Annotated in this window: 17 protein-coding genes; 10 read left to right on the top strand and 7 right to left on the bottom strand. The window is 44.1% G+C overall.

Going from position 1 to position 16,012, the window contains the following annotated elements; genetic code table 11:
* Positions 1 to 330 precede the first annotated feature (330 nt).
* Positions 331 to 1,509 carry an MFS transporter gene (locus ACTSEZ_RS10470; protein WP_369734176.1) on the bottom strand — a complete coding sequence of 393 codons (1,179 nt, stop codon included), beginning with the start codon at positions 1,507 to 1,509 and terminating at the stop codon, positions 331 to 333.
* Positions 1,510 to 1,734: 225 nt separating this feature from the next.
* On the opposite strand from ACTSEZ_RS10470, the gene kapD reads away from it, so the two are divergent.
* Positions 1,735 to 2,358: a 3'-5' exonuclease KapD gene (kapD, locus tag ACTSEZ_RS10465; protein WP_369734175.1), complete on the top strand. Its 624-nt coding sequence runs from the start codon at positions 1,735 to 1,737 to the stop codon at positions 2,356 to 2,358.
* A 27-nt stretch (positions 2,359 to 2,385) separates the two neighbouring features.
* Here kapD and kapB read toward each other — a convergent pair whose 3' ends face one another.
* Positions 2,386 to 2,775, bottom strand: coding sequence for a kinase-associated lipoprotein KapB (gene kapB / locus ACTSEZ_RS10460; RefSeq protein ID WP_369734174.1), 390 nt, complete (start codon positions 2,773 to 2,775; stop codon positions 2,386 to 2,388).
* 145 nt (positions 2,776 to 2,920) lie between these two features.
* On the opposite strand from kapB, the gene ACTSEZ_RS10455 reads away from it, so the two are divergent.
* Positions 2,921 to 3,130, top strand: a complete 210-nt coding sequence (locus ACTSEZ_RS10455; RefSeq protein WP_369734173.1) for a hypothetical protein — start codon at positions 2,921 to 2,923, stop codon at positions 3,128 to 3,130.
* A 130-nt stretch (positions 3,131 to 3,260) separates the two neighbouring features.
* On the opposite strand, the gene ACTSEZ_RS10450 is transcribed toward ACTSEZ_RS10455, so the two are convergent.
* From ACTSEZ_RS10450 to ACTSEZ_RS10440, 3 genes are all read right to left on the bottom strand, one after another.
* On the bottom strand, positions 3,261 to 3,674 hold the full coding sequence (locus tag ACTSEZ_RS10450; RefSeq protein ID WP_369734172.1) for a hypothetical protein: 414 nt from the start codon (positions 3,672 to 3,674) through the stop codon (positions 3,261 to 3,263).
* Positions 3,671 to 4,969: an ATP-binding protein gene (locus ACTSEZ_RS10445; protein WP_369734171.1), complete on the bottom strand. Its 1,299-nt coding sequence runs from the start codon at positions 4,967 to 4,969 to the stop codon at positions 3,671 to 3,673. The genes ACTSEZ_RS10450 and ACTSEZ_RS10445 overlap by 4 nt, the downstream gene beginning before the upstream one ends.
* A 305-nt stretch (positions 4,970 to 5,274) precedes the next feature.
* A complete protein-coding gene (locus tag ACTSEZ_RS10440) occupies positions 5,275 to 6,441 on the bottom strand; it encodes a MalY/PatB family protein (protein ID WP_369734170.1) in 1,167 nt (388 codons plus the stop codon).
* 112 nt (positions 6,442 to 6,553) lie between these two features.
* On the opposite strand from ACTSEZ_RS10440, the gene ACTSEZ_RS10435 reads away from it, so the two are divergent.
* Positions 6,554 to 6,808, top strand: coding sequence for a DUF1871 family protein (locus tag ACTSEZ_RS10435; RefSeq protein ID WP_369734473.1), 255 nt, complete (start codon positions 6,554 to 6,556; stop codon positions 6,806 to 6,808).
* Between the two features lie 37 nt (positions 6,809 to 6,845).
* Here the strand turns inward: ACTSEZ_RS10435 and ACTSEZ_RS10430 are convergent, their stop codons facing one another.
* Positions 6,846 to 7,673, bottom strand: coding sequence for an alpha/beta fold hydrolase (locus ACTSEZ_RS10430; RefSeq protein WP_369734169.1), 828 nt, complete (start codon positions 7,671 to 7,673; stop codon positions 6,846 to 6,848).
* A gap of 235 nt (positions 7,674 to 7,908) precedes the next feature.
* Between ACTSEZ_RS10430 and ACTSEZ_RS10425 the strand changes: the two genes are divergently transcribed.
* From ACTSEZ_RS10425 to yugI, 5 genes are all read left to right on the top strand, one after another.
* Positions 7,909 to 8,409 (top strand): Lrp/AsnC family transcriptional regulator, encoded by a 501-nt coding sequence (locus ACTSEZ_RS10425; RefSeq protein ID WP_369734168.1) that lies wholly within the window; start codon positions 7,909 to 7,911, stop codon positions 8,407 to 8,409.
* Entirely contained in the window at positions 8,406 to 9,575 is a 1,170-nt protein-coding gene (locus tag ACTSEZ_RS10420; protein ID WP_369734167.1) for an aminotransferase, read from the top strand. The genes ACTSEZ_RS10425 and ACTSEZ_RS10420 overlap by 4 nt, the downstream gene beginning before the upstream one ends.
* A 194-nt stretch (positions 9,576 to 9,769) precedes the next feature.
* Positions 9,770 to 10,327 carry an RNA polymerase sigma factor gene (locus ACTSEZ_RS10415; protein WP_369734166.1) on the top strand — a complete coding sequence of 186 codons (558 nt, stop codon included), beginning with the start codon at positions 9,770 to 9,772 and terminating at the stop codon, positions 10,325 to 10,327.
* Positions 10,320 to 11,960 (top strand): hypothetical protein, encoded by a 1,641-nt coding sequence (locus ACTSEZ_RS10410; RefSeq protein ID WP_369734165.1) that lies wholly within the window; start codon positions 10,320 to 10,322, stop codon positions 11,958 to 11,960. The genes ACTSEZ_RS10415 and ACTSEZ_RS10410 overlap by 8 nt, the downstream gene beginning before the upstream one ends.
* Before the next feature lie 201 nt (positions 11,961 to 12,161).
* Entirely contained in the window at positions 12,162 to 12,560 is a 399-nt protein-coding gene (gene yugI / locus ACTSEZ_RS10405; protein WP_369734164.1) for a S1 domain-containing post-transcriptional regulator GSP13, read from the top strand.
* 258 nt (positions 12,561 to 12,818) lie between these two features.
* On the opposite strand, the gene ACTSEZ_RS10400 is transcribed toward yugI, so the two are convergent.
* Positions 12,819 to 13,052, bottom strand: a complete 234-nt coding sequence (locus tag ACTSEZ_RS10400) for a DUF378 domain-containing protein (RefSeq protein WP_029566094.1) — start codon at positions 13,050 to 13,052, stop codon at positions 12,819 to 12,821.
* A gap of 159 nt (positions 13,053 to 13,211) precedes the next feature.
* On the opposite strand from ACTSEZ_RS10400, the gene ACTSEZ_RS10395 reads away from it, so the two are divergent.
* A complete protein-coding gene (locus tag ACTSEZ_RS10395) occupies positions 13,212 to 14,375 on the top strand; it encodes an iron-containing alcohol dehydrogenase (protein ID WP_369734163.1) in 1,164 nt (387 codons plus the stop codon).
* Positions 14,376 to 14,518: 143 nt separating this feature from the next.
* Complete coding sequence (locus ACTSEZ_RS10390) at positions 14,519 to 15,868, top strand: glucose-6-phosphate isomerase (RefSeq protein ID WP_029566092.1); 1,350 nt, start codon at positions 14,519 to 14,521, stop codon at positions 15,866 to 15,868.
* Positions 15,869 to 16,012 lie beyond the last annotated feature (144 nt).

Here is a 16,012-nt window from a genome sequence, read left to right as displayed (position 1 = left end):
ATTTAAAAATCATGCTAATCCCGGGAATGGCGCCACAAATGAAGCTCTATCTCTGTGAAAAGTGGCAGCACTAATGGCAATTGCGCCACAAATGAAGCTGCATCTCTGTGAAAAGTGGCAGCACTAATGGCAATGGCGCCACAAATGAAGCTGCATCTCTGTGAAAAGTGGCAGCACTAATGGGAATAGTGCCACAAATGAAGCTCCATCTCTGTGAAAAGTGGCACACTACGGGGAATGGTGTTATCCAGTTCTAAGCATTGAAAAATCCGAACTAGTTATCTCCCAGTTCGGACCAAAGTGCTGTATATAATTATGTCCCAGCCTCAGTCAGCTGGCTTCTGCCAGCTGCTTTTGTTCTGTGCGGACACTTTTCCATAAGAGGATCGCTCCGGATAAAAAGAGTCCTGCTGTTACGTAAAAAACGGCTGAAATGCCGAATCCGCCTGCAATGGTTCCTCCTAATACAGGACCGGCGACATTCCCGAGGAATTTGAAGCTTGTGTTGTAGCCGAGCACTTCTCCCTGCATAGAAACGGGCGCGGTCTGTCTGATAAAGGCCGTGATGCAGGGAATGATGCCGCCCATCACCAGGCCGAAAAGGAAGCGGAAAATCATCAGCTGCCAAAGTGTGGTTACAAGGGCCTGGGGAATAAAGCAAAAAACAGATGCAATCAGCAGGCCGATCAATACTTTTTCATGTCCGATGCGGTCACCGAGAGCGCCCCATTTTCTGGAAGCCAGCAAATTGCCTGCTCCTGTTGCGGAAAAAGCCAGGCCTGAGAAAAACGCTAGATTGACAGGGCCGTGAAGTTCGCTTACATAAAGGGCAAGGAGGGGCTGAATGCTGAAGTTTCCAATTTGGATCAGAAGCGTCAGAAACATAATGGTCAAAAGCAGCGGAGATTTGAAAATATGCTGCAGAACCTGTTTGCGCGTATATGATTTCTTTCCTTCTTCTTTTGTTCTGAGCGGTTTTTCTTTGATGCCGAAGGCTACAAGCAAAACAGATATGTAAATGACGGCGGATGTAATGAAGAATGTGTAGGTAAAGCCAAATTGATCAGCAAGGAGACCTCCGATCAGCGGTCCGAACAGTCCCCCTGACACGGTTCCCATCTGCAGAGTGCCAAGGGTGCGGCCGGCTTCTTCCTTTTTGGTTTGGGCGGATATGAGGGCAAGAGATGTAGGAATAAAACCGGTCACTGCCCCCATCACCAGACGGAGAACAAACAGCTGATGCACGGATTGAACAAACCCCATCAGAAAGATGCTTGTGGCAATACCTGCTCCGGTCATGATCAGGATCTTTTTATATCCGTATTTATCGCCGAATCTGCCCCACAGCGGAGAAACAAGGAAGGCCATTAAAAAGGAAATACCAAACACATATCCTGACCATCTGCGAATATAGTCATCTGAAAAATCACCGAATGTACTCAAAAACAAAGACAAAAATGGCATAATCATTGTCGCGCTAGCTGCAACAAAGAAATTAGCCGTCCACATGATGAGAAAATTGCGTTTCTGAATAGAAATAAAAACACCTTCTCTGGTAGAATACCCACTATTTATTTCGTGTCCCTTAATATTATAAATTAATCCTTTCGTTTTTTGAAATATTATGGGGGCATATTCATTATTTTTCGAAAAATGAAGCTATATTTTCGCGTAAGGTGATATAATAGTAATAAAAAGGAAATGATGAATTTTTGGAGAAAGGAGGGGGGAGAAATGGAAGCTCCTCAGCAATTAATTTTCGTTGATTTTGAATTTACTATGCCCGAAGGAAAAGCCAACCCTCGCGGATTTTATCCTGAAATAATCGAAGTAGGAATCGTTTCCGTCATCAATCAAACTGCTCACAGACAATTTTCCTCTTATGTAAGACCCGTACAGTTTCCCTTTTTAACAAACCGCTGCAAATCCTTTTTAAACATATCCCAGTCTCAAGTCAACTCAGGCATTTCGTTTCTTGACCTGATCGCCATTTTAAAAGATTTTGGAAATTATCCCAACACCACAGTCATTACATGGGGAAATATGGACATGAAGGTACTGCGCCAAAACTGCCTTAAGAACAATGTGGAATTCCCGTTTCATGCGAAGTTCAGAGATTTATCCATGGAATACAAAAAGTTTTTTGGTGACAGAAACCAGACAGGTCTGTGGAAGGCTGTTGAAGAATACGGCAAGAAAGGAACAGGAAGACATCATTGTGCACTCGATGATGCTCTTACAACCTGCAATATTTACAACCTGGTGGAAAATGACAAACGATATTTGCAGAAACCTGCCCCGCCAACCATTGGAGACAGAATTGATTTTTCGAAAGTTATGAACAAGTTTGCAACTTAGAGCCAAATCACTAGCAAGTGATTTGGCTCATTTGATTTTAAAATAATCCGCTTTAAGAAGCTGTATTTTCTCAAGAGACTTGACTGCCCAGGGACGAGCATCTTCTTTTAGTTCGTTTTCGATTGCTGCCACTGCGGAAACAAGGGAATCTTTGTATGCAGGTACGGTTTCGTCATATTTGCGCACCATATTTTTAGGGATATTGGTTTGTTCGTTTTCTGCAAGAGCTCTGCGTTCATGAAAAAGAGGAACGTCCGCTTCTTTTGGCATGTGCAGGTCGCCTTGAGCGGGGTGCCGAAGAACGGCTTTTACTTTCACTAAGTAGTGTTCAGGACGCACGTTTGTAATCACGCCGATATATTTGCCGGTTTTATAGATGCCTGTCACGATCTCTCCGGTACTGAGTTCTTCTTTCAAGTTTATGCCTCCCATAAAAAATGGTGCAAATCCCCATTTTTTCTTTTTTAACGTTCTTACATCCATTATAGCAAAGTCCTTGAGAAAAATTTTTATCAAAAGTAGAGGAAGCCATGAATTCTTGCTATAGTAAAGGGGACAAGGAGTGATTAAATTGTTAAACGCTTTCATTATGGGGCTGTTTTTATATTTTCCGGAAGACAAGTCTGAGTACCTTCCCGCCGGCATCACAATGTTCATCTTCTTCCTTTTGGCCATTGCAGCCTTTATGCTGATTAAAAAGGTATCAAGAAAAGAGGAATTGAAAGCAGAAGAGTTTGAAAGAAACCTAAAAGCAGCTGATAAGAACAAGTAATTTCAGAATCCAATTCCGCTGTTTTCGGGATTGGTTTTTTTATTAGCAGGCTTTGGGCATTGCGGGTGACAATGTGACTCCGGCATTTCCTGAAAATGAAAAACGGCCGAGCAGGCCGTTTTTGGTCGTACTAATTTACTTCTTCAATTTCATTGCAGTCAGCCTTCACTTTTGACAGGGGCAGTCCAAAAAATGTGTAGAACTGAATGGTTGTTTCATAGCACTTTTGCCCGCTGTCTTTAACAGGCTTAATGCTCAAAACTTCTTCATTCAGCGTCAGCGCCCTCTGAAAAGAGTTGAAATGGATGGTCAAAACCGTATCAATTGCAAGGGAAGCTTCCTGCTGCATGGTTTCGTTTGGAATGGCGCTTGCACCATTGCCCATTTGTTTTGGGATGGAAAAAGCTGCAGTCAACAGGCACAGGGTCAGCAGAAAAATCAGCATAAATCGGTTTTTCAGGAGTACCCCCTCCTTACGTTCATTTCGTCCATGTCCTATAAACAGTTTATTAACAAAATAAGAGAAACATTCGATTTTATTCATTTGAGAGCTTCGATAGGGAGAGAGACGGTCACAGCTGTTCCTCCGCCTAATGTGCTCTGATAGCGGATCGTCCCGCCATGATGCTGAATGATCGAAAACGTCACTGTAAGTCCGAGACCTGTTCCTTTCTCTTTTAAAGTAAAATAGGGTTCACCAAGTCTCTGAAGCTGGTCTGCACTCATTCCGCAGCCATTATCCGTCAGTTTGATTCTCACAAATTCATGGGATGAATAAGCCCTGATTTCCACTTGTCCCTCTAAATCAGGAACGGCTTCAATTGCATTTTTAAGCAGATTAATAAATACCTGTTTCAGTCTTGAGCGGTCCCCCACAATCATCAGCCCGTCCTGAATGCTCGCTTCAATCGCAACTGTTTTATAATTGGCATAGGAGCGCATCAGCTGATCCACTTCATAAAGCAAAGAAGTCAGGGAAACATTCTCTTTTTCGATATAGTGCTGTTTTGCAAGACTCAAATAATCGGTAATAATATCCTGAGCGCGGTCAAGCTCTGATAATACTAATTCGTGATAATCCTTGTTTTTTTGTTCATTGTCGCGTATTTCCTGCCCCATCAGCTGGATGAATCCCCTTACAACCGTCAGCGGATTTCTGACTTCGTGGGCAACACTCGCAGCAAGCTCGCTCAGTATGGACAGCTTTTCATTTCGGATAATCTGATATCTCATGATGGCATTTTCACGAATGTATTCGGTGGCATAGTAGGTTAAAAACAAAGCGAAGTTCAAAAAAATCCAGCCGATAATTAAATACTTCCGGCCCTCCCCTGAAAAAACATCAGGGACCCATCCAAAGGAATGAAAAAGATACAGGGAAGCATAGGTAATAGCTGTTTTGGCATTGCCGATTAAAAGAATAACCATCATTTTTCGCCGTTTATTAAAGGAAAACCAGGAACGCTGAAAGTAGAAGGATAAAAGGGTGTAAAAAGGAATGGTCACGAGACTGAGAAGAAGCCAGTGTCCTCCGGCATAAAACCGGTAGGCGAGAACGGAGGCAATGACCGCAGCACCTGAAAAGGGTCCTCCATAAAGGATGCTTACTATAACAGGTATGGCGTGCAGGTCAAAGCTTACACTTTCAATTGTGTGAAGCGGATAAGTCAGGCAAAGCAGGGCAGAAGGGATGCACAGAAGGGAAATAAGAATTTTGTTCCTGCTTGGAGGGGACTTGAACGGCCTGCTGAGCCAAACGGTCTGATAGAGAAAAACAGGAAACAAAAGAAAGGTTATATGAAGTATCAGTTCTTTTACAGACTCTATAGGAATAATCAACGGATTCTCACCTTTGCTATATTCTGAGTCCATTATACCATCAGAAGATTCGAAAAACTCCCAAAATGACAATTTTTGTTTGCGTGCAAGAACAAAAGCGCAAGCGCCAAGGCCCGCTCCGATAGGCAGATAAGAATACGGCGGAAAAGTCCGGGTCCCGCCTTTTTTGACGGATTTGTTCTGACAGAGGATTTAGGCGCTTCCGCTTGCCGAGGATAACTTTGTTATGTTATCCACAGCCTTTTACTTTTATAATTTTCTAAACAATCCGAAAATCCGCAGCTGTGAACCGCGGATTTTTCAGATCATGAGAACGCCTCTCTTAAACGTTCCAGTCCCTCAAGCACTAGTGAGCGGGGACATCCGATATTCATGCGGACAAAACCCTCTCCGCCGGGGCCGTATTTGGTCCCATCCTCAAGCGCAAGCTTTCCTTTTTGAAGCAGCAATTCCTTTATTTCAGCATCTGTTTTCTGCAATTGTGTACAGTCAATCCAGATTAAGTAAGTCGAGTCAGGCCTTATCGCGTTAAGCTTGGGCAAATGCTCTTGAATATATGAAATCACTGTGTTCACGTTCTCTTCAAGGTAGCTGTTTAACTCATCCAGCCATTTTTCACCATGTGTGTAGGCTGCAGTTAAGCCGGCTATGCCAAAGGTATTAAGGGTAAAGAACCCCTGCCGCTTTTGATATTCCTCATATTTTGTCCGGATTTCTTTGTTCGGAATGATAATGGCTGAAGACTGCAGCCCTGCAAGATTGAATGTCTTGCTTGGTGCCATGCATATTATAGAGTTTCGGGCATGCTCTTTGGAAAGGGATGCAAAAGGGACATGCTTATGGCCGAACAGCATCAAGTCTGAATGGATTTCGTCCGAAACAACAACGACATGATGCTTTGCGCATATTTCTCCGATCCTCTCGAGTTCTTCTTTTGTCCACACTCTGCCGCCCGGGTTCTGCGGGTTGCAAAGCAGCATGAGCTTCACTTTTTGATGAGCTGCTTTCTTTTCAAGATCTTCGAAATCAATTTGATAGGTGCCATTTTCAAGTTTCAATTGATTGTTTACAAGTGTGCGGCCGTTTTTCTCTGTCATGTCAAAAAAAGGGTGGTAAACAGGAGACTGAATCAGTACTGCGTCTCCAGGGTCTGTTAGGGACTGAATGGCCATACTCAGGGCAGTAACCACTCCTGAGCTGAAAATGATGGATTCCTGGGTTACATCCCAGCCGTGCCGCGCTTTCATCCATGACTGAACGGCTTTCTTCGCTTCTGGACCTGCTGAAGTATAGCCGAAAATACCGTGCGATGCTCGTTCCTGCAGGGCGGAAATTACTTCATCAGGTGCACGGAAATCCATATCTGCGACCCACATGGGGAAAACATCTTTCACACCGAAGATCTCCTCGGAATAATCCCATTTTACTGAGTGAGTCCTGTATCTGTTGATTTCCTGATCAAACATGCTCATGATTATCACTCTCCAGTTTGATTTCTCCGGATGTTGCTCCTTTAAAACCTTATGATAAAATATGTATGGAACGTTATGCAAAAGAAAAAGGTTTGGGTGATGTGCAGTGGAAATGAGAGAAGCGAATGAGCAGATGCTCGGGCTGTTATATAAATGGGATCCGCTGAAGTACGGTGCGGAAGCATATGAAACGGAAGTATTTGATGTCCTTCAGGCGGTGCACGTCTCTGAAACACCGGCACAGCTTTCCCGAAAAATACAGGCTGTTTATGAGTTCTCTTTTGAAGAGATTATTCCTTTAAAAGAGTGTGAAAAAATGGCGGTACAGCTTTTGCTGATCAAAAACAATGCAGCTTGTGAACGATGATAAGCCGTTCTAAGCTGCATTTTTTCTGTTCCTTCACTTACATGCAAAATTCAAAAATGCGTTCAGATACAAAATCAGGGCGTTCTTCAGGAACTAAATGACCCGTGTTCTTTAATGAGAAGAAATGAGAATTTGGAAGATCCCTGTTCATTCTCTCTCCGATATGGACGGGTACAACCCGGTCTTCCTGTCCCCAAATAAGAAGGCTTGGTGTTTCGATTTTCCGCAGATCTTCTGCAGGCAAATCACCTTCTCTGTCCCTGATCATCCGCGAGAGCGCCATGAAGATACGGTCGTCGTAAAATGGCTGAATATAGCCATCCATCATTTCCTGATCAATCATCGAGCGGTCATGTACGACGTTGCATAAGTTTTTCCAGACTCCCTGTCTGCTCATGATGTGCTTGATGCAGAGGTAAAAGTAAGGAAAATAAGAGCCGAATATGAGCGAAGGATGCGACCTTTTCATATAGCCTGAGCTGCATAAAAGCACAACTTTTTTAACCATCTCAGGCATTTCTTTTGATGCGTACAGGGAAATTTGCCCTCCCATGGAATGCCCTACGAGGATTGCTTGTTCCACTTGCAGGTTTTTCAAAAGCTCAATCACAACTTTAGCCATGTTCCGGTATGAGTAAACGAACGCGATCGATTTTTCCGACCGGCCGAACGGCGGAAGATCAACAGCAATGAGATGATACTCATGGCGGAGAAATGGAATCAGCCGGCGGTAGCTGAATGTGGAAGAAAGAAAGCCGTGTATTAAAACCATCACAGGTTTGCCGGGATTTTCATACACCTCATAGTGGACCCCTATCCCCTGAACATGCATCTTAAACTCCTGCTTGTTATCCAATATCACCATAATCATTCACTCCAGCATTTATTCTTAATTCCTTGAAAAAGACATGATTTGCAAAAGCTGACGGCGATGGAGTGCCGGCAGCAAAAGTTTTTACTATTTTAACCTGCCGTCCGAAAATAACTCTTGTAAAATCTACCCGGTTTTTCCCGAAAAAAAACGGAACAATGCGTGTTTGTTTTCAATTGTTCATGCTATAATTATCAGAACATTCTTAAAGGAAAGGGAGGAAAAGAAAATGAAGCTTACCCAAAAAGAAACAGAAATTCTTGAGCTCCTTGAAGAAAACAGCAGGCTCACGCCGCAGGACATCTCAAAAATGGTTCAGCTAAGCGTTGAAGAAACCATCCTCACAATTAAACGCCTGGAAGAGCAGAAGGTCATTATCGACTACTCGACAACTGTCAACTGGCGGAAAGTGGATGGGCAAGAGGGAGTCACAGCGATGATTGACGTAAAAGTCGCGCCAAAAAGAGGGACAGGGTTTGATGCGATTGCTGAAAGAATCTACAGGTTCAATGAGGTGAAATCGGTTTATCTCATGTCAGGGGCATATGATCTGTCCGTCGTTATAGAAGGAAGATCGATGTCAGAGGTTGCACACTTTGTTTCGGACAAGCTGTCAACTCTTGACTCCGTCCTTTCAACAACGACACACTTCATCTTAAAAAAATATAAACATGACGGGAAGATTTACGAACAGGACGATGAAGACAAACGGATTGTGGTGTCTCCATGACACAATCGAAGTATTTATCACATACAGTTTCAGCCCTGAAGCCTTCCGGCATCCGCAAGTTCTTTGATCTTGCGGCAAGCATGGAAGGTGTTATTTCGCTTGGCGTCGGGGAACCGGATTTTGTTACATCCTGGAATGTAAGAGAAGCATGCATCCTGTCGCTTGAACAGGGGTTTACATCATACACAGCCAATGCCGGTCTTTTGGAATTGCGCCAGGAAATTTCCCGATATCTTCACGGGAAATTCGATGTATCTTACCGGCATGAAGATGAAATCATTGTGACGGTGGGGGCTAGCCAGGCGCTGGATATCGCATTAAGAGCCATTGTGAATCCGCTTGATGAGGTGCTCATTCCTGAACCTTGCTTTGTTTCCTATGCTCCGCTTGTATCGCTCGCTGGAGGAGTGCCTGTACCTTTGCATACGCGGGCAGATGACCAGTTTAAACTTCGGCCCCAGTTGATTGAAGAAGCATTGACGGAGCGGACAAAAGCACTGCTGTTATGCTCGCCAAGCAATCCGACAGGAGCGGTCTTATCAAAGCATGAACTCCAGTTGATCGCAGAGCAGGCTGAAATGCACGACCTGGTGGTGCTTGCTGATGAGATTTATGCGGAACTTACATATGATGAAGCTTATACGAGCTTTCCGAGCTTGAGCGGAATGCGCGAACGCACCATTTTGATTTCCGGCTTTTCAAAAGGGTTCGCCATGACAGGGTGGAGGCTCGGCTTCATCGCTGCGCCGGCTGAGCTTTCAGGAGCCATGCTGAAAATCCATCAGTACGCTATGATGTGCGCACCGACGATGGCTCAATACGGGGCCATTGAAGCTTTGAAAAACGGCATGCAGGATGTTGAGCAAATGAAAAAAAGCTATCGCCGCAGACGAAACTTTTTTGTAGAGACACTGAATGAAATCGGTTTGTCCTGCCATCTGCCCGGGGGCGCATTTTACGCCTTTCCCTCAATAAAAGAAACAGGACTTAGTTCGGAAGAGTTTGCTGAAAAGCTGCTGATTGAACAAAAAGTGGCTGTGGTTCCGGGGAATGTATTCGGTGAAAGCGGTGAAGGATTTGTACGCTGTTCGTATGCCTCATCCCTTGAGCAGCTTCAGGAAGCGCTTAGAAGAATGGCTGTATTTATGGAAAACTGCAGAAAATAAAAAATGGACAAAACCTTAAAGGTCTTGTCCTAAAAACAAAAGGGGGGAATACTAGAAAGCTTATACGCTGATAGTATTCCCCCCTTAAATTTGAGTTAAACCTGTTTTTTTGAAAAATTTGCATCTTGCGTCCATCAGCATGAAACAAACTGTATGCATCTCCCGTTTCACAGGTGTAATAAGGAGGGCAGATTATGAACGATGATGAATTAGTGCGGCGGGCAAAGAAGGGGAATATGAGTGCATTCAGGGAGCTGGTTGAAAAATATACGCCGACAGTCGAGCGGTTTGCGTATCAGCTTGGAAACCGGCGTGATGATATAGATGACATTACCCAGGAAGTATTTATCCGGGTATACCGGTTTTTGGACCAATTTTCAAAGGCGAAATTTTCTACATGGCTTTATAAAATTACTCTCAATGTGACAAGGGATGCAGCCAGAAAGCGCATGTCAAACATGCAGAAAGTGTTCAAAATTCAAAATGAACCTGCGATGGATTATCCTGAGGTGGAATCGAGTGTTATTCAAAATGAGGAAGACAGGGCCCTTCACATGTGCCTTCAGAAACTCGATGAAAAATACCGAATCCCGATTGTTCTGTATTTTTTCCACGAAATGAAATATGAAGAAATCGCTGAAATTATGTCAATAACGCTTTCTACTGTTAAAACACGCATCCTCAGAGGAAAAACGATGCTGAAAAAAATTGTGGAGGAACACGAAAAGAAAGAAGGTGAAACACATGGATGATCAGCTTTTTGAGAAACGGCTATCGAGCTTAAAGCATTCCTATGAAAAGCTTCCAGTGCAAACATCAGCTGATCATATAATGGACCGCATCAAGCTTGAAAAGCAGAAGAATAATCCTTTCTTCAAAGCCAGAACGCTATATGCTGCAAGCTTTGCGGGTGTCATGCTGATAGCAGGGCTGCTTGGTGCACAGCTGCTTGTGCAGAATAATGAGAGAAATGGCGGAACAGGTGAACAGCCTCCTGCTGTGCAGGTGCCGCCTTCTGCAGAAGAAATTGAAGCTAAACGAGGCGAGCTTGACCTCCTGTTTAAGGAAAGACTTGCTGCTTTCAAGGCAGAGATTCAGATGCCTGACGCAGAGCTGTATCCGTTTATTCAGGAAGCAGAAGATGCAGTCCGGGAATTTGACGGCAGAAATTCCTATCAGTCCATTCAGGAACTTGACAACTATTTTAAGACAGTCAAGCTGACAGTTGAACAGAACGTCTCATCTCCTGCAGCACAGCTCGCTGCTTTAAGAACAAAGGCAGAAGAAGGAGAAGAGATAAGGGATGCAGAGATCATCAGCCTTCTTGAAAAACAGAGGATGATGGAGGAGTATTTCTTTGAAAAGTGGCTGACTGTTTCAAGCACTCTTCAGTATACGGATGTAAATGCTTTCGCTGACCAATTGAACCAAAAAGGCTCCGATCATCCTGAAGCAGGGCCGGTTATTGAGGAGATCAGAAACAGCGGCTACCGTTTTTATCACGAAGGGGAAGGCATGATCAATTTCCAGCCGGATTTAGAACTCCTTGAAAACGAACTTGACCCAAGTCCGCAAATGAAGAAGTATTTTGAAACGGAAAACCAGGCACAGGTTGCCATGGATGCAGCTCTCGCTGTTCCCGTTAATGAACTGGCAGAGCGGACTGCTGCTCTTGAAGAGTTCATTCTGCAGAACCCAAACTTTAAATACCGTGAAAAATTAAAAGAGCGCTATGAGTTCTGGCTCACCGTCCTGCTTAAAGGGCTCAACAATACTATGGCTGTGGATGAGCAGTTCAGACTGAAAGAGGAATGGAAATCAGCCTTTGAACAGCTCATGAAAGACTATCCGAATCGTGAGACGACATCAGCTGTATCTGCATACTATGAGTTTTTGAAAGCGCAGAATTTCGCCTTCAAGTCACAAGAGGAATATTGGCAGTATAAGGTGAACGTGCCCGAGAGCCTGAAGCCTGAGGTATCTTTTTTCAGGGGAAGAGAGATTCAGCTCCTGCCTGTATCAAGCAGCATCCAAACTGCCTATCGGGCCTATACTGACGGGGACAGCACAGCATTGAACGAGCTGCAGCCGGCTGACGTGCTCCGCCTTTATTTGTACGCCACAGTTACCGGAGATGAGGGGACTGCTTATGATCTTATGGCAAAAGACGAATCTGCACCTTCAGAAGAAGAATTTAAATCAGATCTAGAAGAGAAAGCCAAACAGTTCCGGGTTCTTTCCGCAAATACGGTTAAACTGAATGAAACATACAGCGAAGATGGCAGCACAGCCGTATTTGAACTGATTCACAGGGATGGTTCGTCAATGAAGATGACCGTAAAGATAAATATAAGTGACTATACATCTAAGGTTGTGTATAACTAATGAGAAACCGGGCGGATTATGCCCGGTTTTTTTGGGGTTTTTGGCGTTCTCAAGAAAACGGTGATTTTGTTAACATCATGAAAGCCAGCAGCTTATTACTTGACAGTAACTAAATTGTTATTGTAAAAACAGGCCGGATATGATATAGTTTTAAATTGCGTATATTAAACGAGAAAAATCAACTTATATAGGAGTGTTACCATGAGTACAAAATTCGAAACAGGTTCTGTTTACACAGGCAAAGTAACAGGAATCCAGCGCTACGGTGCGTTTGTTGCATTAGATGAGTCTACACAAGGACTAGTTCACATTTCTGAGATCGCACACGGTTTTGTTAAAGACATTAACGAACAGCTGAAAGTAGGAGACGAAGTACAAGTAAAAGTACTTTCTGTTGACGAAGCAGCAGGCAAAATCAGCCTTTCTATCCGCGCAACTCAAGAAGCTCCTGCACAAACAGAAGCTCCAAAGAAGCCAAAAAAGCGCCAGGCTACAGTAAAAGCTACTCCAGCTTACACAAACGAAACTCCACAAGGTTTCAACACGCTTAAAGAGAAGCTTGAAGAGTGGATCGAGCAATCAAAACAAACAAACAAATAAGCACGTGAAAAGAATGCATCCGGCTGGATGGATTCTTTTTTTTCATGAAAAAAGCACCGGATCAGGATCCGGTGCTTTTTCTGTGCTTAAAAATATAATTTGTTCAAGGTTGCGGAAAACATGATAAAGGTATCTTCGGTAAGCGGAAGCGCCTAAATCCTCAGTCAGAACAAATCCGACGGAAAAGTCAAAACCGGACTTTTTCGTCGGATTCTTATCTGCCGATCGGATTTGACCAAGGCGCTTCCGCTTTTGATCTTAGCGTGCTTCCGGTTTTGGTTCTGTACGGCCGAGCTCAGCTGCCGGCTTGAAGAGAATGGCAAGGTTGATTAAACCTGCGATTCCGACAAGTCCATAAATAATTCTTGAAAGGGCAGCATCCTGGCCGCCAAAAATAGCTGCCACTAAATCAAATTGAAAGAAGCCGATTAGCCCCCAGTTGATTGCTCCAATAATCGTAAGTACAAGTGCAATACGCTGTAATGCGCTCATGTTGATAACCTCCTTGGGTGTAAGAATTCACTAATAGAATGCGGAGATGTCATCAAAATTATTCACATGCTAAAAAAAAGCTTTTACAAGCGCATTTCTTGCAAAAAACATTCCAAACAGGTCATACTTATTTTATAAAAAGTAAGGAGGCGATTGATTGTGGAAAACTTTACATACCATAATCCAACGAAATTAATTTTTGGAAAAGACCAGCTACAGCAGCTTCAGACCGAGGTGCCAAAGTACGGCAAAAATGTTCTCCTGGTTTATGGCGGAGGAAGCATTAAACGAAACGGGCTGTACGATAAAGTACTTGCTGAACTTGAGAAAACCGGATCAAACGTCTTTGAACTTTCCGGTGTAGAACCGAATCCAAGACTTTCAACCGTTCACCGCGGCGTAAATATCTGCAAAAGCGAAAACATTGACTTCCTTCTTGCTGTAGGCGGCGGAAGTGTCATTGACTGTACAAAAGCCATTGCGGCCGGAGCTAAATATGACGGAGATGCGTGGGACATCGTGACCAAAAAGCATACTCCTTCAGAGGCTCTTCCGTTTGGAACTGTTCTGACGCTTGCTGCGACAGGTTCAGAAATGAACGCAGGTTCCGTTATTACAAATTGGGAAACACAGGAGAAATACGGCTGGGGAAGTCCGCTGACATTCCCGAAATTCTCTATTCTTGATCCTGTCAACACGTACACAGTTCCTCAGGATCAAACCGTGTACGGCATGGTTGACATGATGTCTCACGTATTTGAGCAATATTTCCATCATACAAAAAACACACCGCTTCAGGACCGTTTCTGTGAATCGACTCTGAAAACAGTCATCGAAACAGCACCAAAATTGATGAAAGAACTTGAAAATTATGAGCTGCGCGAAACGATCCTTTATTCAGGAACGATCGCATTGAACGGATCTCTTCAGATGGGCTACCGCGGCGACTGGGCGACTCACAATATCGAGCATGCTGTCTCAGCTGTTTATGATATTCCTCATGCCGGCGGCCTTGCCATCCTGTTCCCTAACTGGATGAGACATACGCTTGATGAGAACCTTGACCGCTTCAAACAGCTTGCTGTCCGCGTGTTTGAAGTGGATACAGAAGGCAAATCAGACCGCGATGTTGCACTTGAAGGAATCGACAAGCTCAGCGCATTCTGGAGCAGCCTCGGTGCACCAAGCCGCCTGGCTGACTACGACATCACAGACGAAAAACTTGATCTGATTGCAGATAAAGCAATGGCGAACGGCGAGTTCGGCAACTTTAAAAAGCTGAACAAAGAAGATGTTCTTGCCATCTTGAAAGCTTCACTTTAATGGCACAGGCACCCTGCATCTGCAGGGTGTTTTCATTTATTTTTAAATGATCGCGTTTTCATTTTTTGGTCCGCTTGATTTACAAACACAGTTTCGTTAAAGTGAAAGAGGATTAAAATTTTAGGAACGATGGAGGAACTGCAATGACACATGTTCGTTTTGATTACTCAAAAGCGCTGTCATTTTTTGGTGAGCATGAGCTTACATACCTGCGCGATTTTGTAAAAGTTGCGCATCACTCAATTCATGAAAAAACAGGAGCGGGAAGCGACTTCCTTGGCTGGGTTGACCTTCCTGAGGCATACGATAAAGAGGAATTTGCACGCATACAGAAAAGTGCAGAAAAAATCAAATCTGATTCAGATGTTCTTTTAGTCGTTGGAATCGGCGGATCTTATCTTGGCGCGCGTGCTGCCCTTGAAATGCTGAACCACTCTTTCTACAATGCATTGTCTAAAGAACAGCGCAAAACGCCGCAAATCATTTTTGTCGGCAACAACATCAGCTCTACTTACATGAAAGACCTGATGGACCTGATTGAAGGACGCGACTTCTCTATCAACGTCATTTCAAAATCAGGCACAACAACTGAGCCTGCTCTTGCTTTCCGTATTTTCCGCAAGCTGCTTGAAGAAAAGTACGGAAAAGAAGAAGCAAAAACACGCATCTATGCGACAACAGACAAAGCCCGCGGTGCTTTAAAAACACTTGCTTCAGAAGAAGGGTACGAGTCCTTCATCATCCCTGATGATGTTGGCGGACGCTACTCTGTTCTCACTGCTGTCGGCTTGCTTCCAATCGCTGCTGCAGGAGCGGATATTGAAGAAATGATGAAAGGCGCAGCCGCTGCCATGAACGATTTCTCAACATCTGAGCTTGAAGAAAATGCTGCTTACCAATATGCAGCCGTTCGCAACGCGCTGTATAACCGCGGCAAAACGATTGAAATGCTCATTAACTATGAGCCTGGCCTTCAGTATTTCTCAGAGTGGTGGAAACAGCTGTTTGGCGAAAGTGAAGGAAAAGACCAAAAAGGCATTTTTCCTGCTTCAGCAAACTTCTCCACAGACCTGCATTCAATGGGCCAATACGTGCAGGAGGGACGCCGTGATCTTTTTGAAACCGTCCTTAACGTTGAAAAACCGCGTCACGAGATTACAATCGAATCAGAAGAAAATGACCTTGACGGCCTGAACTACCTTGCAGGCGAAACAGTTGACTTTGTCAACAAGAAAGCTTTCCAGGGTACGATGCTTGCTCACACAGACGGAGGCGTCCCAAACCTGATTGTGAACCTTCCGGAAATGAACGAGTACACATTCGGCTATCTTGTCTACTTCTTCGAAAAAGCCTGTGCGATGAGCGGATACCTGCTTGGCGTGAATCCATTCGACCAGCCGGGTGTTGAAGCTTACAAAGTAAACATGTTTGCTTTGCTTGGCAAACCGGGATTTGAAGAGGTTAAAGCTGAGCTTGAAAAGCGCTTGAAATAATTTTTAATGGCAGTCCGGAGTAATCTATCCGGCCTGCTTTTTTTGCGTGAAAATAGAAGCCGAATCGTACCCTGTGAAACCGAAAAACGATATGGGAGGGTAAGGAAAGCGAGGAATCGTACCCTCTCAAACCGAAAAACGATA

This window comes from Metabacillus mesotrionivorans, from assembly GCF_052171315.1.
Taxonomy (GTDB): Bacteria; Bacillota; Bacilli; order Bacillales; family Bacillaceae; genus Bacillus_P.
This window is presented reverse-complemented; position numbering and strand designations above follow the sequence as displayed.